This is a genomic window from Paenalkalicoccus suaedae, assembly GCF_006965545.2.
GTDB classification, from domain to species: Bacteria; Bacillota; Bacilli; order Bacillales; family Salisediminibacteriaceae; genus Paenalkalicoccus; species Paenalkalicoccus suaedae.
Map to the genome: position 1 here is coordinate 1,427,097 of NZ_CP041372.2, position 24,132 is coordinate 1,451,228.

Here is a 24,132-nt window from a genome sequence, read left to right on the forward strand (position 1 = left end):
TGTTCATCACGTGATAGGAAAGGGGGATTATAGGTGGTTACGAAGCGATCATCCATCGATCAACAGGCATGGTGGAAAAAACTAAAAGAACACCGTTATATTCGGTTATTCCTATTTATATTATTTGCCGTTTTTACATACGCTTTATTAGTCTCAAACGTGATTCCTCAATCTCTTGAAATTGAATCTGGAGGCGTAGCACCTGAGGACATTCGCTCCCCAGTTACAGTCGAAAACCGCGCTGAAACGGAGAGACTTCAGCAGGAGGCATCAAATAATGTGTCACCCGTCTACACCGTCAGACCACGATTTGCAGAAAATCAAATCGAGAGAATTAATGATATCTTCCAGTCAGTAAGAGTGATTCAAGCAGACGTTCGTGAGCAGGAAAGCCTAGCCGATCAGACAGACTCCAACGAAGAATACTCTGCAGAGGATCAGTTAGCAGCATTAAATGAACGACTTCCCATGGAAGCCGTTGATCAGCTGTCTGAAACAACTCTTTATACACTTCTAGCGGCTTCAGCCAGTGATTTAGAAGTAGCGCAAGATACCGCAACGAGCGCTGTTTTTGAATTGATGAATGAGGAAATTAGCATTGATTCTGTAGAAGAAGCAAAAAATCAAGTAGAAGAAAATGTTCGCATTACAACGACGAGATATTTACTTGAGAACGCGATGGTGGATGTTGCGAGGTACGGGATTACCGCTAATTTCCTCTTTGATGAGCAGGCGACAGTGGAGGCTCGCGAAGAAGCAGTTGAGGCGGTTGAACCAGCGGTTATTCGAGAGGGACAAATTCTTGTAGAAGAAGGGCAAGTCATAACTGGAGAAATATATGAACAGTTGACCCTAGTAGGCTTAACTGAAGAAGTATCTCCGCTTTACCCATTACTCGGTTTAGCGTTAATTATCTTTTTACTTGTTGTTATGCTTGCCTATTATATGAATGACGCGCAAACGTCTTTACGTTCTAACAATACGCATTTACTTATGTACATTATCATTTATATGATCACGCTCGTATTACTTCGATTAGTTAGCTATTTATATGCACTGGATATTGCAGGTATCACCTATATTGCGCCTGTAGCTGTCGGGACTATGCTTATTACCATACTCCTACAATCACGAGTGGCTATATTTACATCGTTTATCTTCTCCATTGCTGCCGCTATCATGTTTAATGAGCAATCTACAGGAATGATGGATTATTCATTTGGGATTTTTGTTTTCTTTAGTGGATTAGCAGGGGTCTTTTTCTTGAATAAATCAACGAGAATGGTAAATTTACTCAAAACAGGAGCCCTTGTCTCTATTACAAGTGTACTAATTGCTGGTGCTTTGATTTTACTAAAAAATGTGCCATTTGGAATGATTGATATAGGGTTACACATTGGGTTTGCGGCAGCTGGTGGGTTAATCGCCGTTATCCTAGTGTCTGGTATTTTACCTTTCTTAGAAGCTGGATTCGGAGTGTTATCCACGTCTCGCCTTATTGAGCTTTCTAATCCTAACAACAAACTTTTACGTAAGATCTTACTAGAAGCGCCGGGAACATATCACCATAGCGTAGTAGTAGCTAATTTAGCCGAGAGTGCTTGTGAAGCTATTGGTGCAAATGGTCTTTTAGCGCGAGTGGGAGCGTACTATCATGATATTGGTAAAACGAGGCGTCCTCAATTTTTTATCGAAAATCAAATGAAAATGGAGAACCCACATGATAAGCTATCTCCTCATTTAAGTAAAAATATTATTATCGCGCACCCTTACGATGGAGCAGAAATGCTACGCCAGGAAAAGATCCCGAAAGAATTAATTGATATAGCAGAACAGCATCATGGTACAACATTACTTAAGTTCTTTTATTATAAAGCAAAAGAAAATGGTGATGATGTAAAAGAAGAAGAGTTTAGATACCCTGGTCCGAAAGCGCGTTCTAAAGAGAGTGCTATTGTCGGAGTGGCGGATAGCGTAGAGGCAGCCGTCCGTGCCATGCAACAACCAACAATGGAGAAAATTGAATCGCTGGTTAAAAAGATTATTAATGATCGACTTGAGGACGGGCAATTCGATGAGTGTGATTTAACATTAAGGGAGCTTCATATTGCTTCGAAGTCTATGTGCGAAACACTTAAAGGGACTTTCCACTCAAGAATTGATTACCCTGATGAAGAAGACATAAAAAAAGTAAAGGGGTTAGCAAAATGACCTATACAATTGATTTAGTTGATGAGACAAATACGCTTACTGAAAAACAATTAGAGCTTGTGACAAACGTCGTTCATACAGCTTTTGAAATGGAAGAACAACCAGATGAATCGGAAGTTTCGATTACTTTTGTATCGAACGAGAGAATTCATGAGTTAAATCGTGATTATCGTAATATTGATCGACCAACTGATGTGTTGTCCTTTGCATTAAATGAGGGGGAGGAAGATATTCAGCATGAAGATCTTCCTAATATGTTAGGGGATATTATTATTTCCATTGACAAAACACGCGATCAAGCAACTGAATATGAGCATTCATTTGAACGAGAATTGAGCTTTCTTGCTGTTCACGGATTCCTACATTTACTCGGCTATCTCCACGATACAAAAGAGGACGAGGACAAAATGACCGCTCGTCAAGAGGAAGTATTGGAGCAGCATGGCCTCAAAAAATAGCCGACCATTTGTATCTTGGAAGCGGCTTAGAAAAAGCTTTCGGTATGCAGCTGAGGGAATTCGTCATACGTGGAAGCATGAACAAAACTTTCGAATTCATACGGTAATTGCTGTTCTAGTAATGGTGCTTGCTCAAGTCTTAGATGTGCCGTTTTTTGAACAAGCTATCTTAGTAATTGCTGTAGGCGCAGTTCTCTGTTTAGAGCTAATAAACACAGCACTTGAACACATGGTTGATTTAGTTATCCAAACATTTGATGAACGTGCTAAAATTATAAAAGATGCCGCCGCAGGAGCTGTGCTAGTATTTGCATTGACAGCCGCTGTTGTAGGGGGTATGATATTTCTCCCAAGACTACTAGAACTATTTCACTTATAACGGGAAAGGTTGTGCAAAAGATGAACCAAGAAGCATTAATTAACGAAGCAAAACAAGCTCGAGAACGAGCTTATGTACCATACTCTACCTTTAAAGTTGGCGCTGCATTACTAAGTAAAGACGGTAAAGTTTACGGAGGCTGTAATATTGAGAATGCCGCATATAGCATGTGTAACTGTGCAGAGCGTACAGCAATTTTTAAAGCGGTTTCTGAAGGTGTCACTGAATTTGATGCATTAGCAGTTGTAGCTGATACGGAAGGTCCAGTCTCACCTTGTGGGGCTTGTAGACAAGTGATGTCTGAGTTACTACAGCCAGAGACCATCGTGTATTTAACAAATCTTCGAGGAGATATCAGTCAAACTTCTGTTGGCGAGCTATTGCCTGGAGCATTTTCCAAGGGGGATCTACATGACTGATCAAGCTTTTAAATCTGGTTTTGTTGCTTTAGTGGGACGACCTAACGTAGGGAAATCAACACTGTTAAATCGCCTTTTAGGTCAAAAGATTGCCATTATGAGTGATAAACCACAAACAACCCGTAACCGTGTTCAAGGTGTTTATACAGAAGAACGTGGACAGGTTGTTTTTATCGATACACCAGGGATACACAAGCCTAAGCACAGACTAGGGGACTTCATGACAAAAGTTGCTACAACAACACTCCGTGAAGTGGATATCGTCTTATTCTTAGTAGATGCGAAGGAAGGAAAGGGCGCAGGCGATCAATTCATTATGGAACGATTAAAAAACCTTGATACACCTGTTTATTTAATCGTAAATAAAATTGATCAAGTGCATCCCGATGAATTATTACCACTTATCGCTAGTTACCAAAACGACTTGCCGTTTGCAGAAGTTATCCCAGTATCTGCTCTTGAGGGAAATAACGTTCCAACTCTTGTCGATCAAGTTTTTGAGAAGCTAGAAGAGGGTCCACAATTTTACCCTGCTGATCAAGTAACGGATCATCCAGAGCGATTTTTGATGGCAGAGATGATTAGAGAAAAAGTACTTCATCACACTCGTGAAGAAGTCCCGCACTCTATTGCTGTTGAAATTGAACAGATTAAACGTAGAGAATCGTCTGATACGGTTTACGTAGGTGCAGTTATTGTTGTTGAGCGTAGCTCTCAAAAGGGTATAATTATTGGGAAGCAGGGTGCTATGCTACGCCAATTAGGAAAGCTTGCAAGAGAAGATATTGAACGACTGTTAGGATCCAAAATCTACTTAGAGCTTTGGGTAAAGGTTGAAAAGGACTGGAGAAATAAACCTAAATACTTACGTGATTTTGGGTATGATCAAGAGGAGTATTGATCCATTCTCATAGTAGCTAAATATTGCAAGGCATATTGGCTCCTTTAAAGGTGATGCTATTTATATACGCATGTACTCTTGAAAGGGGCTATTATTATGTTTTGGCTGTTATTTTCATTAACTGGAAATATTGATGCCTATTTACTCTATATTGAGGCTGGACAATTCCAGGAGGCGAATCGGTATTATGATTCAAAAAGTCGAAGGAATTGTAATACGCACGACGGATTACGGAGAGACAAATAAAATTCTTACCATATATACGAGAGAATTTGGTAAGGTTCCTGTTATGGCGCGAGGTGCTAAACGACCAAAAAGTCGCTTTGCAGCAAGCTCTCAGCTTTTTATTCAAGGAGTTTTTGTCTATCAACAATCAAAAGGAATTGGAACGTTAACAACTGCGGACATTATCGATTCCTTTAGAGGAATTAGAAGTGACTTAATGCTTACGGCATATAGCGCCTATATAGTGGAATTACTCGATAAATTAACAGAAGACAGAGAAAAAAGTCCGTATTTATATGAGCTACTTTATCAAGTGTTACATCACATAAATGAAGGTGTAGATGCAGAAGTACTCGTGCGTTTAGTTGAAACGAAACTACTTTCTTTAACTGGCTCTCCTCCAATTTTACACGAATGTGCTAGATGCCAGAGTGTGGAGGAGCCTTTTCAATTTTCGATCCGTTATGCAGGCGCATTATGCAGGCGCTGTTTACACGAGGATTCCTACCATTTACGAGTAAGTCCACAAACAATGAAGCTTCTTCGTTTGTTCCAACAGCTTAATCCAACTCGGATTGGATCGATCACACTTAAGGAACAAACGAAAAGAGAATTGAAGGAAGCATTGACGATGTATTACCAAGAATACGTTGGTGTATATGCGAAATCGAAGCGATTTTTAGATCAAATGGAGAAAATGAATCAAGCTTCCGTTGACACGGAATAGTTTTTTACGTACTATTTGAGAATAGATACTAGTTGCGAAGATAAAGAAGAGTACTTTTCAGACCGATCAAAAGCGAACTCGGGAAGGTGAGAGCCGAGTGATACGGAGAAAAGGAAGGCGCTTTGGAGCAATAGACGTTTAAAGTGGCGCAGCTTGCGCAAATAGGGTGGAACCGCGGGTAACTCTCGTCCCTATATCTCATGTCGAGGTATAGAGACGAGAGTTTTTTCGTTTTTGTACCTGCAATTAAAATTTATATACGGAGGGAACGCTATGAACGTACAAAGTATGATTTTAACGCTACAAGAATTTTGGGGAGAGCAAAACTGTATCCTCTTGCAACCTTATGATGTGGAGAAGGGTGCTGGAACAATGAATCCGATGACATTCTTACGCAGTATCGGACCAGAGCCCTGGAACGTTGCTTACGTAGAGCCATCGCGCCGACCAGTAGACGGTCGGTACGGAGAAAACCCAAACCGTCTTTATCAACATCACCAGTTCCAAGTAATCATGAAGCCATCTCCAGATAATATTCAGGAGTTATATTTAGAGAGTTTAAAGAAGCTTGGCATTAATCCAGAAGAGCACGATATCCGCTTTGTGGAAGATAACTGGGAAGCTCCGACACTTGCTGCCTGGGGACTCGGCTGGGAAGTATGGCTTGATGGGATGGAGATTACGCAGTTTACGTACTTTCAGCAGGTTGGTGGCCTTGATGCAAGTCCGGTCTCCGTTGAAATTACGTATGGTCTGGAGCGTTTAGCTTCCTACATTCAAGACAAAGAGAACGTCTATGACCTTGAGTGGGTAGATGGATTTACGTACGGTGATATCTTTAAGCAAAATGAATTTGAACAATCTACTTATACATTTGAAGTAGCAGATAGAGATATGCTATTTGATTTATTTGCGACATATGAAAAAGAAGCAACGCGTGCACTTGAGAAGGATCTTGTTATCCCGTCTTACGACTACGTGTTAAAATGCTCCCACGTGTTTAATATGCTAGATGCACAAGGGGCCATTTCTGTGACTGAGCGGACTGGTTACATTGGACGAGTGCGTAACTTAGCTCGTAACTGCGCGAAAAAATACTATGAGACAAGAGAAGAACTTGGATTCCCAATGTTAAAGAAGGAGGAGCAGGCTCATGACTAAAACAATCTTACTTGAAATTGGACTTGAAGAAATGCCAGCTAGATTCGTAGCAAACGCGATCAATGAGCTACAAACACGTACGGAGAAATGGTTGACGGATCATAGACTGCCATTTGAGACAGTCTCTACTTTTTCGACACCTAGACGTTTGACGATTCAAGTTAAGGGAGTACCTGAGAAGCAGGCAGATGTTGAGACAGAGGCAAAAGGACCGGCTAAAAAGATCGCAGTTGATGCTGATGGTAACTGGACGAAAGCAGCCCTTGGCTTTGCACGTGGACAGGGAGCGACAGAGGACGATCTTTATATGACGGAAGTGAAGGGCGTTGACTATGTGTTTGTGAAGAAGTTTATTCACGGTGAATCCGTCATGACGCTACTTCCTGAACTGAAAAAAGTCATTCTTAGTATCCCCTTCCCTAAAAATATGAAGTGGGGAGATAAAGATATCCGCTTTGTACGTCCAATTAAATGGATTGTTGCGTTGTTTGATCAAGAAATCATTCCTTTTGAAATTGCTGGTGTGGAAACATCGAACCATTCAAAAGGCCATCGGTTTTTAGGGCAGGACGTGACATTTACTCATGCAGATGAGTATGAGGAAGTTCTGTTAAAAGAGCATGTTTTAGCAGATGCAACGAAACGTAAGGATGCGATTGTGTCTCAAATTAAAGATATTTCTGAAACGAACAACTGGATTGTCCCAATTGATGAGGATCTTTTAGAAGAAGTTACGCAGCTTGTGGAATATCCAACGGCATTATCCGGTAACTTCGATGAAAGCTTTTTACAAGTACCAGATAAAGTCCTGATCACCTCTATGAGAGAGCATCAGCGCTATTTCCCGGTTAAAGATGCTGATGGGAATCTACTTCCTCATTTCATCACGGTAAGAAACGGGGATCACAGACATATCGAAAACGTACAAAAAGGAAATGAAAAAGTACTTCGTGCTCGCTTAGCAGATGCTGAGTTTTTCTTCAAAGAAGATAAAAAGCATACGCTCGAATCTCGTTTACCTAAGCTTGATACGATTGTGTATCACAAAGAACTAGGAACGATCGCAGATAAAGTTGCTCGTATGGGAACAATTGTAGATAGATTAACAGCAGTAACGAAGGCAGACGAAGCAACAATTAAGGTAGCAAAGCGAGCGACTGTCCTTTCTAAAGCGGATTTAGTCACACATATGGTCTCTGAATTCCCAGAGCTTGAAGGAGAAATGGGAGAATTTTATGCGCGTCATTCTGGCGAGGACGAAGCGGTAGCGAAGGCGATTAGAGAGCACTATCTACCGAAGCAATCCGGCGATAATCCGCCACAAACAGTCGCAGGAGCATTCGTAAGTGTGGCGGATAAAGTGGACACGCTGGTCACAAGCTTTGGTATTGGGAGTATTCCAACAGGGTCTCAGGATCCACATGGCCTACGACGTCAAACAGCTGCGATCTTAACTATTTATCTTGCGCACAATTGGACGTTCGACTTGCTTGCATTTTTAGAAAATGTGATTGATGTGGCGGATGAGTCAAACCTACTCACTCGTTCTAAGGAGGAAGTAAAGCAGGATCTCGTTGAATTCTTTACGTTGCGATACAAAAATCTATTAAAAGACTTAGGGGTGCGTTATGATGTAGCAGAGGCAGCTTTAGAGACGAAGCTAGAACGACCAGATATAGTCGTCGCAAAAGCAAGCTTCCTCATGAGTGTTTTAACAGAGGATTCATTCAAAAAAGACGTAGAGGCATATACTCGCGTTGTAAATATTTCAAAGAAAGCAAGTCATGACACGGAAGTAAATCCTTCTCAATTTGAGACGGATTATGAGAAAGCTCTTTATGAAAAGACAGTAGAGGTAAAAGAGAAGGTACATGCATCTATGCTTCAGGCGAATGTTGCAGATGCCTATAAATTGCTTAAGAGTCTTGTACCTACAATTAACGATTACTTTGACCATACGATGGTTATGGCAGAGGACGAAACTCTTCGTCAAAATCGACTAGCTCAAATGAGTGAGCTTGCTAAAACAGTTCAGGCTGTTGCAGCATTTTCACACCTTGTCTTTCATGCTGAGTAAGCCGAATAGAAAAAGGCGGTGAACAGCGCAATGGAGCTAACAAAGCGCCAAGAACGGATCGTTGAGATTGTAAAAGCGGATGGCCCTATTACTGGGGAGCAAATTGCAGAGCAGTTGGAGCTTACTCGGGCTACGCTTCGACCTGATTTAGCTATATTAACGATGTCAGGATTTTTAGATGCACGACCTCGAGTCGGCTATTATTACACTGGTAAAACAGGCGGTACGCTGTTTAATGAACATATGAAAAAGCTTACTGTTCAAGAGTTCCAATCCATACCAGTTGTGATCAATGACTCTGCGTCTGTTTATGACGCCATTTGCACGATGTTTTTAGAAGATGTCGGCACGCTCTTTGTTGTTAAACAGGATAGTATTTTAATTGGAATCGTCTCACGAAAAGATTTACTACGAGCTAGTATGGGCAAGCAGGATTTAGAGTCTGTTCCAGTTAGTATTATCATGACAAGAATGCCTAATATAACAACATGCAAACAAGAAGACCCGATTCTTGAGGTGGCCCATAAGCTTATTAGTAAACAAATTGATGGTGTCCCTGTCGTTCGTGAACGTACGGTTAATGATCAAACTGTTCATGAAGTAATAGGACGAATCACAAAAACAAATATTACAAAGGCTTTTGTACATTTAGCAAAAGATGAGCTACACGATTAAATAGGGGAGGCTTCTTTCATGGCAAAAAAAGAACGCTTAATCGTTTATGTTATCTCTGACTCTGTTGGGGAAACGGCAGAGCTTGTAGTAAAGGCTGCTGTGAGTCAGTTCGATGAGGATTCCACGCTAATTAGGCGCATTCCTTACGTGGAAGATATCGGTACGGTTGATGAGGTTTGTACAGCAGCGGTCGAAAATGATGCTGTCATCGCATTTACCTTAGTATTGCCTGAAATTAAAGAACATCTGCAAAAGCGTACAGAAGAGCTAGGGATTAAAACGTATGATATTTTATCTCCGATGATTCAGTTATTAGCTGGAAAGCTCGAACAGCAACCTAAAAACGAATCTGGGCTAATCCATATGCTTGACGAAGATTATTTTCGTAAAGTAGAAGCAATTGAATTTGCAGTGAAGTACGATGATGGTCGAGATCCGCGCGGTATTTTAAGAGCGGACGTTGTGTTAGTTGGCGTATCAAGAACGTCTAAAACACCGCTCTCCCAATATTTAGCTCATAAGCGATTAAAAGTAGCTAATGTTCCTTTAGTTCCTGAAGTCGAACCACCTGCGGAGTTATTCACGATTCCTAAAGAAAAAATAATTGGGCTGACAATTAGCCCGGAAAAGCTGAATGGAATTCGTGCAGAACGCTTAAAGGCATTGGGGTTAAAAGCAGAAGCGAACTATGCCACGATTGATCGTATTGAGGAGGAATTACGATACTCTGATACGATTATGAAGCGGATTGACTGTCATGTCATTGATGTGTCAACACGTGCAGTAGAGGAAACAGCGAACATTATTAATCAATTAATTGTAGCAAGGTAAAGGTAATTATAAAGAAATGACTGTCGTTATTCTGTAACGGCAGTCATTTTACTGAAAAAAAGATAGTCAAATCGTTAATTAACCTTTATAATAAAATATTGTGACTTTCACTTTTGCTCGCGCAAGAAGCTTCTATTTCCGAAATAAATAGTACATTTATTGAAAGAATTCGGATTAGAACAAATAAAATTGCGTTTGTCAAGAGTTTTTATTATTTTTTTGGCAATGATATTAAATGTAGAACATTTCGCTTACTTTTTGTAAAATAGGAAGGATTCTAGCGTTAGATGTAGAATGTAAGGTAATGGAGATGAAAAAAACAAAGATTTATGTCGATGCAGATGCTTGTCCTGTCGTAAAAGAGATTCTTTCTGTCTCAAAAAAACACGGATTTAATCTCTGCTTTATTCACTCTTATAATCACATCAGAAGAGAACCATTCCCTGACACAATCGAAACAGTAATCGTTGATGCAGATAAGGAGGCAAGTGATTTGGCGATCGCCAATCGCGTCCAGGCAAGTGATTTAGTCGTAACAGATGATTACGGCTTAGCCACAATGGTAATAGGCAAAAAGGCAAAAGTCTTAACTAGCCGAGGTGTCTTCCTTACAAATGATACGATCGACTTCCACTTGGAGCGCCGACATGAATCGGCCAAAGAGAGAAGAGCTGGACGTTATACAAAAGGTCCTAAAAAGCTGACGGACGAGCAAAAAGATTTTTTTGCCTCTCAGCTATCTCAGTTTGAATGAAGGCTGGTGACATCCATTGAGTGAACGTATACCAGAAGAAACAATCGAAGAGATTCGTTCCTCTTTAGATATAGTCGATGTCATAAGCGAATATGTACAGTTAAAAAAGCAAGGTAGAAATTTTATCGGTCTTTGCCCATTCCATGGTGAAAAAACGCCTTCTTTCTCCGTTTCGCAGGATAAACAACTTTATCACTGTTTTGGTTGTGGTGCAGGAGGGAACGCTTTTTCTTTTGTCATGGAGTATGACGGACTTTCTTTTATTGAAGCTGTACAAAAGCTCGCCCCTAAAACAAATGTTACATTACCTGAATTGTCGATTCCTGTTAACAAATCAGAAGTATCTGATGAATGGAAGCATTGGTATGACGGGCATGATTTAGCAGCGAAGCTATATCATCACATTTTAACGAGCTCACCTGAGGGGAAAAAAGCTCGTGAGTACCTGCGTAAACGTGGGTTTACTAAAACAATGATTGATGAGTTTCAAATAGGGTATAGTCCAGATTCATGGTCCTTTTTATCAGATTTTTTGTTAAAGAGAGGATTAAAGGCGGAGGACATGGCTAACTGTGGCTTAGTCGGTCTGCGCGAATCAGATGGAAAGCCATTTGATCGCTTCCGTGATCGGATCATGTTCCCTATATGGGATAAGCAGGGTAAAGTAATCGCCTTTGGAGGCAGGATTTTAGATCCTGATAGTGAACCGAAGTATTTAAATAGTCCAGATTCTGAAGTGTTTAATAAAGGGAATCTACTCTATTACTTCCACGGTGCTAGACCAAAGATGAAAAAGAAGAATGAAGCTGTACTATTTGAAGGGTATATCGACGTTATATCCGCCCATAGAGCGGGTATAGATTATGGTGTGGGTGCTTTAGGAACGGCTCTAACAGAATCTCAGGCTAAAATGTTACGCAGAAACGTAGACCGTGTTATATTATGCTATGACTCTGATAATGCTGGTATGCAAGCAACCTGGAAAAATGCAGAGATATTGCAAAAAGCAGGTCTTGAAGTTGTTGTTGCTAACTTGCCAGAAGGCTATGATCCTGATGATTACATTCGGGAGCAGGGTGCTGATCGCTTCGTCCATGATGTGATAAACAGACATCAGACTCTGATGGCGTTTAAGTCATCGTTCCTTAAGCGTGGCAAAAATGTATCAACGGAAGCTGACCGGCTTCTTTATATGGAACAGATGTTAAAAGAGATTGCCAAGTTGCCAAAAGCTTTAGAAAGAGACTTTTATATAAAGCAACTTAGCGATGATTTTTCTGTTTCGCCAGAGGTTTTAAAGCATGAGCTTTCAGAGCTTATGGCGAAAAAAGAAAAAACGGTCAGAAAAGAAGCATATAAAGAGATTCAATCGCGTACGGTAGCTAGTGCGAAAAAAATGTTTGATGCTCATGAAGCAGCCGAACGACACCTTATCACACTCATGCTACAGTCTCGGTCAATAGCGGAAGAGATCGAGAAAGAAATCGGCGCGAACTTTCAGCTTGAAGAATACCAGGCACTTGCCGCTTTACTATATAGCTTTTATGGAGAGGGGTATGACACAAATCCTTCTTCATTCCTAGAAAGACTTGAAGATCCATCATTACGTAAATTAGCCGCGGAGCTTGCAATGAAGCAGGTGAATCTTGATCTGTCTGAGCAAGAACTCCACGATTATTTTAAACACATTAGGCTATATCCACTAAAACAAGAGCTAAAGGAGCTTCGAGTACAACTAGATCAGGTGAAAGAAATCGATGAACGAATGTCGATTGCTAACCGAATTCTAGCCATTCAGTTGCAACTTAAAAAGGCAAAATAGCTCTTAATAGTGAAGCAAGGTTTTGAATATGAGGAAGGAGGGATCGTATGGCTGATAAACCACTACGTCCAATGGCGGAAGGTGATTTAACCATCGATCAGGTTAAAGAGCAGTTAGTAGAAGCAGGTAAGAAAAGAGGCTCTTTAACCTACGCTGAAATTACGGAAAGACTAGGTGCATTCGATCAAGATTCCGAACAAATGGATGAGTTTTTTGAATACCTTGGAGAACAAGGTGTTGAAATCCTTAACGATAGCGAAACCACGAGTGTACCAAGCATGCAACAGGTGGAAAAGGAAGATGCATTTGACTTAAATGACTTAAGTGTACCTCCTGGAATTAAAATTAACGATCCTGTACGTATGTATTTAAAAGAAATCGGTCGTGTACCTCTATTGTCTGCAGCTGAAGAAGTAGAGTTAGCGAAAAAAATCGAAAAAGGTGATGAAGAGGCGAAGCGTCGTCTTGCTGAAGCGAACTTACGATTAGTTGTAAGTATTGCAAAGCGTTATGTCGGTCGTGGTATGCTTTTCTTAGATCTCATTCAAGAAGGCAACATGGGTCTTATCAAAGCCGTAGAAAAATTCGATTATGATAAAGGGTTCAAGTTTAGTACGTATGCAACTTGGTGGATCCGTCAGGCTATCACGCGAGCGATTGCTGACCAAGCCCGTACGATCCGTATCCCAGTTCATATGGTAGAAACAATCAATAAGTTAATTCGCGTACAGCGTCAGCTTCTTCAAGACTTAGGGCGTGAGCCGAGCCCAGAAGAAGTATCGAAAGAGATGGATCTGACTCCGGATAAAGTACGTGAAATTCTTAAAATTGCACAGGAACCTGTATCACTCGAAACTCCTATTGGAGAAGAGGATGATTCACACTTAGGTGATTTCATCGAAGATCAGGAAGCATTAGCTCCATCAGATGCTGCTGCATACGAGCTTTTGAAAGAGCAGCTTGAAGATGTCCTTGATACTCTTACTGATCGTGAGGAAAACGTACTTCGTCTTCGTTTCGGCTTAGATGATGGACGCACTCGAACGTTAGAAGAAGTAGGGAAAGTATTTGGCGTAACGCGTGAGCGTATTCGTCAAATCGAAGCAAAGGCACTTCGCAAGCTTCGTCATCCTAGCAGAAGTAAGCGTCTAAAAGACTTCTTAGAATAGAACCGAGCGACCGAATCAGATTACCTCTGGTTCGGTTTTTTATTTGTTTTGCTGAATTAGTACGTATTACTTTAAGACAATTGTTTTATAGTTATGATGAGCCACATGAAGTAACGCGACTTTAGGTAAAAGGTGCAACTGCGTACAATCCCTACTCTGATAGTCAAAAGAATATACAAAAGTCCCTTTTATCCAGTTTTAAGGCATTGCATATGTCAATTTTACAGATAAACTTTCTAAAATGTGTCATCTTCCGATATACTTAATAGAGAGCAATGTCGAACCTTAAAGGAGATACAATGGACGAACGCAAAAAAGTAATTGTTGAAGAAATAAAAAAATGGCGAGAAAGCAAGCTACTGCCCGAAACCTATTGTAATTTCCTACTTAGCCTTTATTTAGAGGGGGATGTCGAAGAGGAGACAGATAACGGAGCTACATCATCACTAAAGTCTTATAGAACGGCACTTTTCATGCCTATACTGATCACTCTATTATCGTTTCTGCTCTTAGGAGCATCTGTATTAATGACAGCCAACGAAGGAATTCTCCTTTTTGGAATAGCGCTTTTAGTTATTGCATCTGGATGGCTAGCGAGTAAACAATCGATTGCATTAATTAAACACATCTACGTGCTTCTAGCTACTAGTATATCTTTTTTGTTTGTCGTATTGTTTAGTGACATATTATTTTCTGAGAATAGATTCGTATTAGGACTCTCTATACTCTTCCTATCGTTTGTTTGGGTAGTAGTTGGACTAAGAGCAAAAATCGTATATTTGTGGATAGCAGGTGCAGGGGGGATTTTACTACTTGCATTATTCTGGATGCTTGAGCAGGTATAAGAAGGAGAATGTATATGCAAGTCATTGCGCACCGTGGTAATAAAAAATATTATCCTGAAAACACAATGGTTGCCTTCAAATCAGCTGCGAACTACCCGATTAATGGAATCGAATGTGATATTCAACTGACTCGTGATCGTGTTCCTGTTATTATTCACGATCCAACCTTAGAAAGAACGACAAATGGTGTTGGAAGAGTTGCGGATATGAGCTATAAAGATATTTCGGAATTAGACGCTGGGGCTCCATTTTCCAATGAGTTTAGTGGAGAAAAAATCCCGAGTTTAGAGGAATTCTGTGCGTTTATTAACCAAACGAATCTAACGTTTCATTTGGAGTTAAAGGAGCAGTTAGAATCGGAAGGATTTGTTAAGAGGGTATTAGAGATTGTTAAACAAGCTGGAATGATAGATAAGACAGTGGTATCGACGTTTATTCATCCTTATTTAAAAGAAGTAAAAGAGTTTGATTCTAAGATTGAAACAGCTCTTTTAACACGCGTACCATTAGTGAATGCTTCGCGTTATATGAAACGTGTACAGGCTGATAGTATACATATAAGACACGGCGTGCAAACACTTTTGCACTATAGGATTTGGGCACGACAACAAAAAACCATTCGTGCATATAATGTGCATACTGCGATAGACTATAAACGATGTGAAGCAAGATGCGTTAGCGGAATTATTTCTGACGACCCACGTCTAATGACATCATTTAAATCGTAACCTTTCGTGAAAACTCTTTCTTTATAAAGCAAATTCGGCTACAATAAACTAGTACGGTACAGAGAAATGAAATGAGTCAAGGGAGGTACATACGCATGCGAGGAGCACCTCTATTCCCGTTTGCTGTTACAGCATTTTTAGGTCTTTTACTAATCCTTTCTTTATCACTAGTCGGTATCAATATTGGTGATGATTTAGCTGGCGGTAACGAAAACGGCGAAGGTAACGCAGAGCAGCAAGAATTTGATGATCCAATCGAGCTTGGACAAAGTGTTTATGAAATGAACTGCGCATCTTGTCACGGTGGTAATTTAGAAGGTGGAGTTGGTCCAGCACTTGATGGTGGAAACTACTCACAGGAAGAAATTCTAAGTGCCATTGCAGAAGGTCCTGGTTCAATGCCAGCTGGACTTGCTTCTGGTGAAGAAGCAGATGCAGTTGCAGAATTTATTTTATCTGTAAGCGAATAATAGCGAGCACCTTTCGTTAAGCGGAAAGCTTGCAAAAGTCCTTCAGAGAGTATACACTCTTTGAGGGACTTTTTCTTTGTACGTGAGTCTGGTGAAGATTCATTGAAATGAAAGTATCATTCACCTAGCACGATTGAGTATTTTACACGCAACTAAGCGCATGAGAGCGCTTTAACGATATAATGAGAGTCAAATCGTACGTTTTATCAACTAAAAAGAAGGATATGATTTTAACTATGAGCGAATTTACCTTATCAAAAAGACTGCATAAAGTATCTGAATATGTGCTTGGTGGCACAGTTGCGGATATTGGATCGGATCATGCGCATTTACCTGTCTATTTAGTCAAAAGTGGTGTATGCGAGTATGCCATAGCAGGAGAAGTGAATGAAGGTCCACTTGATTCGGCGAAAGAGAATATTAGTAAACATGAATTAACGTGTAAAGTGGAAGCAAGACTTGGAAACGGATTAGATGTACTGGCTGATCGTGCGGCTGACACGATTGTTATAGCAGGAATGGGTGGACCTTTAATCTCTTCGATATTAGAGCACGGCAAAGACCATTTAGCTTTTGTGACGCGCTTAGTTTTACAGCCTAATGTAGCAGGAGATCACGTACGCGGTTGGCTCTATTCTAATGGCTGGAAGCTAATCACCGAAACGATTCTTGAGGAAGATGGGCACATCTATGAAATTATCGTGGCGGAAAAAGGCGAGGAAAGCATCTATCAAGACAATAATCGAGAAAAGTTAATTTGGTTAGGTCCTTACCTACTCCCAGAAAAAGAGGATGCATTTAAGCAAAAGTGGGCTAGAGAAAAAAAACAGCTCTATGCTATCCAATCGAATTTACAGCATGCAAAGTCTGATTCGGAATCTAAGCTTCAGGCGATAGCTAAAAAAATCACATGGTTAGAGGAGGAAGGTTTATGAAAGCAGCACATGCTCAAACGATCATTCAAGCATTCGAAGCATTCTCTCCGAAGAACTTAGCAGTAGAAGGAGACAAGATAGGTCTTCAAATTGGGACGTTAAATAAACCTGTCGAAAAAGTAATGGTGACCCTGGATGTATTAGAACCAGTAGTAGACGAAGCCATTGAGCAGGGCGTTTCTCTTATTATTGCACATCATCCTATTATCTTTCGTCCACTTCAAAACCTGCGAACAGATCAGGCGGCGGGTCGAACGATTGAAAAGCTAATTAAACATGATATTGCCGTTTATGTTGCTCACACAAACTTAGACGTTGCTGATGGTGGAGTCAATGACCTTATGGCAGAGGCGTTAGGATTAACATCTACTCAAGTTCTAGCAGAAACGACTGTAGACAGAGTAAAAAAACTATCCGTCTTCGCTCCGGTTTCTCACGCTGAAGTAGTAAGAGAGGCAATAGGTGATGCAGGTGCTGGTAAGATTGGTGATTATTCTCACTGCTCTTTCCAAACAGAAGGTACTGGTATGTTTGTTCCTTCAAATGAAGCAGATCCATTCATAGGTGAGAAGGGCGAATTGGCACGAGTAGACGAAGTGAAGATTGAAAGTGTCTTTTATGAGTCACAGCAGTCGGAGATACTTCGTGCGCTTAAACAGGCGCATCCATACGAGGAGCCTGCCTATGACATATTTGTCTCTGATATTAAGGGAAAGTCACGAGGATTAGGTCGCATCGGCTACTTAGAGCAGGAGATGACCTTAGATGCCTTTATTGATCATGTTAAGGGTGCTTTTGCTGTTAAAGGTGCACGAGCTGTAGGGGACAAGTCAAAGCCCATTAAAAAGGTAGCTGTGTTAGGTGGAGACGGTAATAAATACTTACGCACAGCTATTCAAAAAGGCGCTGATGCCTATGTCACTGGCGATTTATATTTTCACGTCGCTCATGATGCGATGATAGAGGGACTGGCCTGCGTCGATCCTGGACATCACGTAGAAAAGATTATGAAGCAAGCTGTAGCCGATAAGCTCAGAAAATTTATTACATCAAAGAAATATGATACGGAAATTATTGTTTCCAACATTCAAACAGACCCATTTTGGTTTAAATAAGAAAACACTCGTTCAGAGAGGGAACCTCTTCGAACGAGTGTTTTTTAGTTACGCTTTTTTAACAGAGAGATCTTCTCGTCTTTTTTTACGGATCTTTGGTAAAATTTTTGCAAGTTTAACCGTACTTGTTGTATCCCACGTGTGTGGGTCATCTTCATCAAATTTCTCTAAGAACGCAATAACTTCTTTAGTAATTAAGGTAGGTGTACTAGCACCGGATGTAACGGCAACTTTGCTAATACCTTTGAGCCACTCTAAATTGATCTCATTTACTCCGCCAATGCGATAGGAAGGAGTTCCTGCGATCTCTTTTGATACTTGAGCCAGGCGATTAGAGTTATTGCTCATTGGGTCACCTACAACAAGTAAAAGTTCAGCGCCACCAGCTTGAGCTGCTACAGCCTCTTGGCGAACTTGAGTAGCCATACATATTTCGTTATGGACCTCCGCGTGCGGATACTTTTTAACAGCAGCGTCAATAAGATGCTTAACGTCCCACTGACTCATGGTTGTTTGGTTAGTGACAATAATTTTTTCAGACTCAATTTGTAATGCTTCAATATCATCTAAGTTTTCGATTAAATGTACGATAGATGGGGCGACACCAACAGCGCCCTCAGGCTCTGGGTGCCCCTTTTTACCAATATAAATAAACTCGTACCCATCATCTTTTTTACCTCTGATCAAATCATGCGTGACGGTAACGTCTGGGCATGTTGCATCAATTGTAGTAAGTCCTTTTTCTTTTGCTAGCTCTCGTACTTCGGGTGATACCCCGTGAGCCGTAAAGATAACGGTACCTTTCTCTACTTGCTTAAGTATATCGAGTCTGTTGAGGCCATCTAGGGTAATAACACCGTCCTCTTCAAACGCGTCTGTAACATGTTTATTATGAACAATCATCCCAAGGATATAGATTGGTCTAGGTAACTCTGGATTTGCAGCGGCTTCTTTCGCCATTACCATCGCATCTACTACACCATAGCAGTAGCCGCGAGGAGATATTTTCATGACTTCCATTCTTCATCCTCCTCAAAAGCTTTATCTCTCTAGTCCTTATTATAGTAGTTGTAGCCGCCTGTGACAAATACTACTGACTAAAGATGTTAAGAAGAGGGAAGTTCAGATGTATCCTCACGATTTTGCATTGAAAGAAATTCTTCGATTTCATCGGAAGATAGACCTTCAACAAAATCAAGTTCACTCTTTAAAAGTTGACGCGCGAAATCGAGCTGCTTGCGTTCCTCTATGTGAAGCTTATCAGGAGAATGTTTCTTTTTTAACATAAGCTCGGTGTAAATCGTTGTGCAATCAAAGATACATCCGCTTTTCATCTTATCATGCTTATCGTTAATGTCTCGTCTTGAGAATTCTTGAGCTGGTTTGAGTGTTAAGCTGTGTTCGATTAATTCCTGGACTTTGTCAAGCGTGATGACGCTTCGAATGCCAGAAGCCTGGAGTTTCTCTTCAGGGAGCATAATAGTCATTTGGTTCATAGGGAATGTTAAGACAACATATGTCTCTTCTTTACCTAAGATCGTTCTTTCTACTTTGTCTGTAATTGTCCCAGCGCCGTGATACGGGTATACGACATGATCTCCAATTTCGAACATATAGCACTCCTCCATTTAATTGATATACCCATCTTATCACAAGAAAGGTACAAATAACAAAATTAGACCGAAATGAGGTCTAGTCACGTGTAATAGGCATGTGGTAAAATAAAATGTTAGTATTCATCTTTTACGTGTAAAGCGATACTAATTAGGGTAAGCGATATTATCTACTTCCATGTATATCCATAAACCCCTTTAGCGTGTTTCCTTCTAAATTATCCCACATGCCGTGTTGCCACTTAAATTTAAAAGATGAATGTCGGAATCGAATAAAAATAAAGGATGATAAACTTTGCATAATTTTGAACGTTTTAACTTACAGCCGTTTCTTATTGAAGGATTGGTTCGTGACAACATTGAACAGCCTACAGAAATTCAAGAAAGATTATTACCATCGATTAAGCGAGGCGCCGATGTAATCGGTAAATCTCAAACAGGAACAGGTAAAACATTAGCGTTTTTACTTCCTATTTTACACAACGTAAATCAAGAGGAAGCATCGACACAATATGTTGTTACTGCTCCAACACGAGAGCTTGCAACACAGCTTTTTGAGGTCTTTAAACACTATGCAAATGATCAGATTAGTGTGCAGCTTGTTGTTGGTGGTACCGATCGCCTAAGAATGGTCGAGAAGGTTAGACAACAAAAGCCTCACATTGTCATTGGAACACCAGGACGAATTTTAGATATGATTCGTGAGCAGGCATTACTTCCAGCTTATGTGAAAGGATTTGTTGTGGACGAAGCTGACCAAATGCTCGACATGGGATTTTTAGAAGAAGTAGATAGTATTGCTTCCGCTATGAACGAAGAGCTTCAGCTTATGGTCTTCTCGGCAACCATTCCTGAAAGACTTATGCCATTCCTTAAAAAGTATATGAAGAACCCGAAGCAAATAGAAGTACAACCTCGAACTGCAGCTCCAAAAAAGATGGAGCATTGGTTAATTAATGACCGCGACAGAAGTCGTAAAGAGCTTATTCAACAAGTAACAGAACGAATTAATCCGTTCCTTGCAATAGTATTTACGAATACGAAAGAATCTGCGAATGAAGTTTTCCAAGTGCTACAAAGCCAAGGATTAAATGTAGATATGATTCACGGTGGCGTGGAGCCTCGTAAACGTAAAAAGGTACTTAAAAAGTTGCAGGACGCAGAAATTCAATATCTAGTTGCAACAGATTTAATTGCACGAGGCATTGATATTAAAGGAATCAGCCATATTATTAACTATGAAATCCCAACGGAGCTAGAATATTATGTACACCGTGTTGGTCGAACTGCCAGAGCAGGTTGGGATGGTCTAGCGATGACGATCTTCGGCCGTGAAGACGAGCGCAAGATTGAGAAGCTTAAACAACAGGGCATCAACTTTGTCTATAAAGAATGGAAAAACGGAGCTTGGGAAACAGTAGAGAAGCGTGTTTTCCAACGAAAGTCAAAAGTATCAGAAGCTGAGCTTAAGAAAGCGATCCCAAGAAAACCTAAAAAGGTTAAACCAGGATATAAAAAGAAGGCTCGTCAAGAAGCGGAGCGTAAGCAACAGCGTGAAAGACGAATTAATCGCCGAAAAACGAAGTAAGAAAGGACGTCTACTTTATGCTACTAGGATCTCACGTATCAATGAGTGGAAAGAATATGCTTTTAGCAGCTAGTCAAGAAGCTGCATCTTATGGGTCAACAACTTTTATGATCTACACTGGTGCACCTCAAAATACGAGAAGAAAAGCGATTGAAGATTTAAATATTGAAGCGGGAACAGCACACATGAAAGAAAACAATATTTCAAATATTGTCGTGCATGCTCCTTATATCATTAATATTGCCAATACAACGAAGCCTGAAACCTTTCAGCTTGGAGTAGATTTTTTAAGAAGTGAGACGGCTCGCACAGAAGCACTAGGTGCAGGTCAAATTGTGCTTCATCCTGGCGCTCATGTTGGAGCTGGTCCAGATGAGGGGATCAAGAAGATTATTGAGGGTTTGAACGAGGTTATCGAAAAGGATCAGCATGTGCAAATCGCTTTAGAGACAATGGCTGGAAAAGGATCAGAGTGTGGTAGATCGTTTGAGGAGTTGGCTAAAATCATTGAGGGTGTGACTCACAATGATCGATTATCCGTGTGCTTTGATACGTGTCACGTGCACGATGCAGGGTACGATATTGTCAATAATTTAGATGGAGTTTTAGATGAATTTGACAGAATCGTTGGGCTCGACCGTATTAAGGTTGTACATGTGAATGATAGTAAAAATGAATGTGGCGCTAAGAAAGACAGACATGAGAATATTGGATTTGGTCATATAGGCTATGACACTTTAGAAAAAATTATTTATCATGAAGTGTTTGAAAATATTCCAAAGATCTTGGAAACTCCATATGTAGGGACAGACAAAAAGAATAAACTTGCTCCTTATAAGAAAGAGATCGAGATGATTCGTAATAAGCAGTTTGAACCTAATTTAAAGGATGAGCTTCTCGCTTTATCTGAAGAGAAATAAAGAGCAAAGGCTGAAGTGACTTCATTCACTTCAGCCTTTTTTATTTTACAAATACGGCTCTAGCAGAGTAAACAACTGTTTACTTGCAAGTGGAAATTCTTCTTTTAGTAACGCTACTTTTTTTTGGAGCGTCACTTTATCATGAATATCAAACGTAGCGGGCTCGATAATTTCCATGATTCGCTTTGCATCTCTTACAGTTAAAGACACATCATACTTATAGCCAAGCATCATAATCTCTCTGACATTTAAAGCTCGAATTCGTTCGTTAATTAGTTGTTCAAACATATCATCCCTCCTCTTTTAAAGTGTTTATGCAGAGATGCTTGAAAATTTGCGTAATAAGTAAAGATTGATTATAATGAAGAGAAATCAAAAAGTTTCCTTCGTGCAACTTTTTGAAGTCTATACAACTTTTTCGCATACGTGCACATAGCGAACACATATACATACATTGAAGGAGAGAGGAGGTAGCAGTAATGTCTACCATTGAAGTGAAGCATGTATCTGTCCATTATGATGGAATAGTAGCTCTTGAGGATATTTCCTTTAAAGTTTCACAAGGAAAAATAATCGGACTTATTGGTCCGAACGGAGCAGGAAAGTCTACGTTGATGAAAGTACTACTAGGGTTAGTTAAATATAGCGGTGAAGTTTCGATATTGGGTAAGCCCGTTGATAAGCAACGTAAGGAAATTGCTTACGTGCCGCAAAGAAGTGCGATTGATTGGGATTTCCCAGTAAGAGTGATTGACGTCGTAAAAATGGGACGTTTTGTTCACATCCCTTGGTACAAACGATTAGGTAAAACAGATAAAGATAGAGCGATGGAGGCCCTCCACCAAGTAGGTATGGAAGAGTTTGCTAACCGCCAAATAGGTGAACTCTCAGGTGGTCAACAACAACGAGTCTTTATTGCTCGGGCCATTGCCCAAGACGCAGAAACATTCTTCTTAGATGAACCCTTCGTAGGTATTGATGTCACTTCAGAAGAGATTATTGTCAACCTGCTACGCGACTTAAAACATCAAGGTAAAACAATTGTGGTTATTCATCACGACTTAAGCAAAGTAGAGTCCTATTTCGACGAACTTCTTCTACTTAACCGAAAGCTAATCGGAAGTGGCGAAGTAGAGGATGTGTTTAGTGAGGAGAATTTAAAGGCGGCTTACGTGGGCAATATGGCTGTCGTGCATGGGAAATCTGACGTTATGGTGGTGAATCCGTAATGCGATCGATACAGCTTTTTATTGATCAATTAATGAATTATACGTACTTACAAAACGCACTAGTTGCTGCAATCCTTGTTGGGGTAATCTGTGGCGTAATTGGATGCTTTATTATTTTACGAGGCATGGCATTAATGGGAGATGCTATATCTCACGCTGTATTACCTGGCGTTGTTGTCTCGTATATGATAAGTGGTAGCTTCTTTATTGGTGCGGTGTTCACAGGTGTCTTGACGGCGCTTGCTATAGGGTTTATTTCACGAAATAGTAAAATTAAAGAGGACTCAGCCATCGGTATCATGTTTACTGGAATGTTTGCATTAGGTATTGTACTCATGACTGCGCTGAGAGGATCCTCTATTGATTTAAACCACATTCTATTCGGGAATGTTTTGGCCGTATCTTCTCAAGATTTTTTGATTACATTAGTAATCGGAATTATAGTCTTACTATCTATTTTTATTTTTTACCGACCACTGCTTCTTAGTACATTTGACGAAACGATGGCTCAAGCAACTGGACATCCAGTGAGAGCAATCCATTACTTACTTATGCTTTTATTATCCTTAGTAACTGTAGCATCTTTACAGACGGTAGGAATCATTTTGGTCGTAGCGATGCTAATTACTCCAGGTGCAACAGCTTATTTACTTACAGAGCGTTTTTCTGTCATGCTGTTCCTTTCGGCTTTATTTGGCGTGCTATCGGCTGTAATAGGGTTATTCTTCTCTGTTATTTATGATGTGGCATCAGGTGCATCTATCGTTCTAGCTGCTTCTAGCTTCTTTGTACTAGCATTTTTATTTGCGCCTAAGCAAGGATATCTGTCTAAAATGTTGCGCTCGCCTAAAAAATCTGAACAAATCGCAAATTAGCGTTT

Annotated in this window: 26 protein-coding genes and 1 other annotated feature; of the genes, 23 read left to right on the forward strand and 3 right to left on the reverse strand. The window is 40.3% G+C overall.

Annotated features, from left to right (window positions below; all coding sequences use genetic code 11):
• The first annotated feature begins 33 nt into the window (after positions 1-33).
• The 19 genes from FLK61_RS07690 to FLK61_RS07780 all read left to right on the forward strand — a co-directional run bounded on the left by FLK61_RS07690 (position 34) and on the right by FLK61_RS07780 (position 17,902).
• On the forward strand, positions 34-2,211 hold the full coding sequence (locus tag FLK61_RS07690; protein WP_176008895.1) for an HD family phosphohydrolase: 2,178 nt from the start codon (positions 34-36) through the stop codon (positions 2,209-2,211).
• A complete protein-coding gene (gene ybeY / locus FLK61_RS07695; protein ID WP_176008896.1) occupies positions 2,208-2,669 on the forward strand; it encodes an rRNA maturation RNase YbeY in 462 nt (153 codons plus the stop codon). The genes FLK61_RS07690 and ybeY overlap by 4 nt, the downstream gene beginning before the upstream one ends.
• Entirely contained in the window at positions 2,653-3,048 is a 396-nt protein-coding gene (locus FLK61_RS07700; protein ID WP_176008897.1) for a diacylglycerol kinase, read from the forward strand. The genes ybeY and FLK61_RS07700 overlap by 17 nt, the downstream gene beginning before the upstream one ends.
• Before the next feature lie 11 nt (positions 3,049-3,059).
• A complete protein-coding gene (locus FLK61_RS07705) occupies positions 3,060-3,467 on the forward strand; it encodes a cytidine deaminase (RefSeq protein ID WP_283811897.1) in 408 nt (135 codons plus the stop codon).
• The gene (era, locus tag FLK61_RS07710) at positions 3,460-4,368 is read left to right on the forward strand and encodes a GTPase Era (protein WP_176008899.1); all 909 of its coding nucleotides are present in this window, start codon (positions 3,460-3,462) and stop codon (positions 4,366-4,368) included. The genes FLK61_RS07705 and era overlap by 8 nt, the downstream gene beginning before the upstream one ends.
• A gap of 96 nt (positions 4,369-4,464) precedes the next feature.
• The gene (locus FLK61_RS20325) at positions 4,465-4,614 is read left to right on the forward strand and encodes a YqzL family protein (RefSeq protein WP_176008900.1); all 150 of its coding nucleotides are present in this window, start codon (positions 4,465-4,467) and stop codon (positions 4,612-4,614) included.
• On the forward strand, positions 4,556-5,320 hold the full coding sequence (recO, locus tag FLK61_RS07720; RefSeq protein WP_176008901.1) for a DNA repair protein RecO: 765 nt from the start codon (positions 4,556-4,558) through the stop codon (positions 5,318-5,320). Before FLK61_RS20325 ends, recO begins: the two co-directional genes overlap by 59 nt.
• A gap of 28 nt (positions 5,321-5,348) precedes the next feature.
• Positions 5,349-5,516, forward strand: a binding site (T-box leader).
• A 77-nt stretch (positions 5,517-5,593) separates the two neighbouring features.
• Entirely contained in the window at positions 5,594-6,481 is an 888-nt protein-coding gene (glyQ, locus tag FLK61_RS07725) for a glycine--tRNA ligase subunit alpha (RefSeq protein ID WP_176008902.1), read from the forward strand.
• Complete coding sequence (gene glyS / locus FLK61_RS07730; protein ID WP_176008903.1) at positions 6,474-8,558, forward strand: glycine--tRNA ligase subunit beta; 2,085 nt, start codon at positions 6,474-6,476, stop codon at positions 8,556-8,558. Before glyQ ends, glyS begins: the two co-directional genes overlap by 8 nt.
• A gap of 30 nt (positions 8,559-8,588) precedes the next feature.
• Entirely contained in the window at positions 8,589-9,233 is a 645-nt protein-coding gene (gene ccpN / locus FLK61_RS07735; RefSeq protein ID WP_176008904.1) for a transcriptional regulator CcpN, read from the forward strand.
• 18 nt (positions 9,234-9,251) lie between these two features.
• Complete coding sequence (locus FLK61_RS07740; protein WP_176008905.1) at positions 9,252-10,064, forward strand: pyruvate, water dikinase regulatory protein; 813 nt, start codon at positions 9,252-9,254, stop codon at positions 10,062-10,064.
• Between the two features lie 304 nt (positions 10,065-10,368).
• The gene (locus tag FLK61_RS07745; protein ID WP_176008906.1) at positions 10,369-10,818 is read left to right on the forward strand and encodes a YaiI/YqxD family protein; all 450 of its coding nucleotides are present in this window, start codon (positions 10,369-10,371) and stop codon (positions 10,816-10,818) included.
• A 16-nt stretch (positions 10,819-10,834) separates the two neighbouring features.
• Positions 10,835-12,640 (forward strand): DNA primase, encoded by a 1,806-nt coding sequence (gene dnaG / locus FLK61_RS07750; protein ID WP_176008907.1) that lies wholly within the window; start codon positions 10,835-10,837, stop codon positions 12,638-12,640.
• Positions 12,641-12,687: 47 nt separating this feature from the next.
• Positions 12,688-13,809 (forward strand): RNA polymerase sigma factor RpoD, encoded by a 1,122-nt coding sequence (gene rpoD, locus FLK61_RS07755; RefSeq protein WP_176008908.1) that lies wholly within the window; start codon positions 12,688-12,690, stop codon positions 13,807-13,809.
• Positions 13,810-14,108: 299 nt separating this feature from the next.
• Positions 14,109-14,654, forward strand: coding sequence for a hypothetical protein (locus tag FLK61_RS07760; RefSeq protein ID WP_176008909.1), 546 nt, complete (start codon positions 14,109-14,111; stop codon positions 14,652-14,654).
• 14 nt (positions 14,655-14,668) lie between these two features.
• The gene (locus tag FLK61_RS07765) at positions 14,669-15,382 is read left to right on the forward strand and encodes a glycerophosphodiester phosphodiesterase family protein (protein WP_176008910.1); all 714 of its coding nucleotides are present in this window, start codon (positions 14,669-14,671) and stop codon (positions 15,380-15,382) included.
• 95 nt (positions 15,383-15,477) lie between these two features.
• Positions 15,478-15,852: a c-type cytochrome gene (locus tag FLK61_RS07770; protein ID WP_176008911.1), complete on the forward strand. Its 375-nt coding sequence runs from the start codon at positions 15,478-15,480 to the stop codon at positions 15,850-15,852.
• Positions 15,853-16,088: 236 nt separating this feature from the next.
• On the forward strand, positions 16,089-16,787 hold the full coding sequence (locus FLK61_RS07775) for a tRNA (adenine(22)-N(1))-methyltransferase (protein WP_176008912.1): 699 nt from the start codon (positions 16,089-16,091) through the stop codon (positions 16,785-16,787).
• A complete protein-coding gene (locus FLK61_RS07780) occupies positions 16,784-17,902 on the forward strand; it encodes a Nif3-like dinuclear metal center hexameric protein (protein WP_176008913.1) in 1,119 nt (372 codons plus the stop codon). The genes FLK61_RS07775 and FLK61_RS07780 overlap by 4 nt, the downstream gene beginning before the upstream one ends.
• A gap of 48 nt (positions 17,903-17,950) precedes the next feature.
• On the opposite strand, the gene FLK61_RS07785 is transcribed toward FLK61_RS07780, so the two are convergent.
• Positions 17,951-18,922, reverse strand: a complete 972-nt coding sequence (locus FLK61_RS07785; protein ID WP_176008914.1) for a 4-hydroxy-3-methylbut-2-enyl diphosphate reductase — start codon at positions 18,920-18,922, stop codon at positions 17,951-17,953.
• Between the two features lie 86 nt (positions 18,923-19,008).
• Positions 19,009-19,515: a CarD family transcriptional regulator gene (locus FLK61_RS07790; protein WP_176008915.1), complete on the reverse strand. Its 507-nt coding sequence runs from the start codon at positions 19,513-19,515 to the stop codon at positions 19,009-19,011.
• A gap of 295 nt (positions 19,516-19,810) precedes the next feature.
• Between FLK61_RS07790 and FLK61_RS07795 the strand changes: the two genes are divergently transcribed.
• On the forward strand, positions 19,811-21,103 hold the full coding sequence (locus FLK61_RS07795; protein WP_176008916.1) for a DEAD/DEAH box helicase: 1,293 nt from the start codon (positions 19,811-19,813) through the stop codon (positions 21,101-21,103).
• 17 nt (positions 21,104-21,120) lie between these two features.
• A complete protein-coding gene (locus FLK61_RS07800) occupies positions 21,121-22,023 on the forward strand; it encodes a deoxyribonuclease IV (RefSeq protein WP_176008917.1) in 903 nt (300 codons plus the stop codon).
• A gap of 45 nt (positions 22,024-22,068) precedes the next feature.
• Here FLK61_RS07800 and FLK61_RS07805 read toward each other — a convergent pair whose 3' ends face one another.
• On the reverse strand, positions 22,069-22,311 hold the full coding sequence (locus FLK61_RS07805) for a DUF2624 family protein (RefSeq protein ID WP_176008918.1): 243 nt from the start codon (positions 22,309-22,311) through the stop codon (positions 22,069-22,071).
• A 191-nt stretch (positions 22,312-22,502) separates the two neighbouring features.
• Between FLK61_RS07805 and FLK61_RS07810 the strand changes: the two genes are divergently transcribed.
• Positions 22,503-23,252 carry a metal ABC transporter ATP-binding protein gene (locus FLK61_RS07810; RefSeq protein ID WP_176008919.1) on the forward strand — a complete coding sequence of 250 codons (750 nt, stop codon included), beginning with the start codon at positions 22,503-22,505 and terminating at the stop codon, positions 23,250-23,252.
• Positions 23,252-24,127 carry a metal ABC transporter permease gene (locus FLK61_RS07815; protein ID WP_176008920.1) on the forward strand — a complete coding sequence of 292 codons (876 nt, stop codon included), beginning with the start codon at positions 23,252-23,254 and terminating at the stop codon, positions 24,125-24,127. Before FLK61_RS07810 ends, FLK61_RS07815 begins: the two co-directional genes overlap by 1 nt.
• The last annotated feature ends 5 nt before the right edge of the window (positions 24,128-24,132 follow it).

What these genes read in the sequence shown, in the direction of transcription:
- FLK61_RS20325 (WP_176008900.1), top strand. Translation starts at nt 4,465, where the DNA reads ATGTTTTGGCTGTTATTTTCATTAACTGGAAATATTGATGCCTATTTA.
- era (WP_176008899.1), top strand. Translation starts at nt 3,460, where the DNA reads ATGACTGATCAAGCTTTTAAATCTGGTTTTGTTGCTTTAGTGGGACGA.
- FLK61_RS07800 (WP_176008917.1), top strand. Translation starts at nt 21,121, where the DNA reads ATGCTACTAGGATCTCACGTATCAATGAGTGGAAAGAATATGCTTTTA.
- ccpN (WP_176008904.1), top strand. Translation starts at nt 8,589, where the DNA reads ATGGAGCTAACAAAGCGCCAAGAACGGATCGTTGAGATTGTAAAAGCG.
- FLK61_RS07815 (WP_176008920.1), top strand. Translation starts at nt 23,252, where the DNA reads ATGCGATCGATACAGCTTTTTATTGATCAATTAATGAATTATACGTAC.
- FLK61_RS07765 (WP_176008910.1), top strand. Translation starts at nt 14,669, where the DNA reads ATGCAAGTCATTGCGCACCGTGGTAATAAAAAATATTATCCTGAAAAC.
- FLK61_RS07760 (WP_176008909.1), top strand. Translation starts at nt 14,109, where the DNA reads ATGGACGAACGCAAAAAAGTAATTGTTGAAGAAATAAAAAAATGGCGA.
- FLK61_RS07745 (WP_176008906.1), top strand. Translation starts at nt 10,369, where the DNA reads ATGGAGATGAAAAAAACAAAGATTTATGTCGATGCAGATGCTTGTCCT.
- FLK61_RS07790 (WP_176008915.1), bottom strand. Translation starts at nt 19,515, where the DNA reads ATGTTCGAAATTGGAGATCATGTCGTATACCCGTATCACGGCGCTGGG.
- FLK61_RS07805 (WP_176008918.1), bottom strand. Translation starts at nt 22,311, where the DNA reads ATGTTTGAACAACTAATTAACGAACGAATTCGAGCTTTAAATGTCAGA.
- FLK61_RS07810 (WP_176008919.1), top strand. Translation starts at nt 22,503, where the DNA reads ATGTCTACCATTGAAGTGAAGCATGTATCTGTCCATTATGATGGAATA.
- glyS (WP_176008903.1), top strand. Translation starts at nt 6,474, where the DNA reads ATGACTAAAACAATCTTACTTGAAATTGGACTTGAAGAAATGCCAGCT.
- FLK61_RS07785 (WP_176008914.1), bottom strand. Translation starts at nt 18,922, where the DNA reads ATGGAAGTCATGAAAATATCTCCTCGCGGCTACTGCTATGGTGTAGTA.
- FLK61_RS07780 (WP_176008913.1), top strand. Translation starts at nt 16,784, where the DNA reads ATGAAAGCAGCACATGCTCAAACGATCATTCAAGCATTCGAAGCATTC.
- recO (WP_176008901.1), top strand. Translation starts at nt 4,556, where the DNA reads ATGATTCAAAAAGTCGAAGGAATTGTAATACGCACGACGGATTACGGA.
- FLK61_RS07770 (WP_176008911.1), top strand. Translation starts at nt 15,478, where the DNA reads ATGCGAGGAGCACCTCTATTCCCGTTTGCTGTTACAGCATTTTTAGGT.
- rpoD (WP_176008908.1), top strand. Translation starts at nt 12,688, where the DNA reads ATGGCTGATAAACCACTACGTCCAATGGCGGAAGGTGATTTAACCATC.
- FLK61_RS07775 (WP_176008912.1), top strand. Translation starts at nt 16,089, where the DNA reads ATGAGCGAATTTACCTTATCAAAAAGACTGCATAAAGTATCTGAATAT.
- ybeY (WP_176008896.1), top strand. Translation starts at nt 2,208, where the DNA reads ATGACCTATACAATTGATTTAGTTGATGAGACAAATACGCTTACTGAA.
- glyQ (WP_176008902.1), top strand. Translation starts at nt 5,594, where the DNA reads ATGAACGTACAAAGTATGATTTTAACGCTACAAGAATTTTGGGGAGAG.
- FLK61_RS07740 (WP_176008905.1), top strand. Translation starts at nt 9,252, where the DNA reads ATGGCAAAAAAAGAACGCTTAATCGTTTATGTTATCTCTGACTCTGTT.
- FLK61_RS07700 (WP_176008897.1), top strand. Translation starts at nt 2,653, where the DNA reads ATGGCCTCAAAAAATAGCCGACCATTTGTATCTTGGAAGCGGCTTAGA.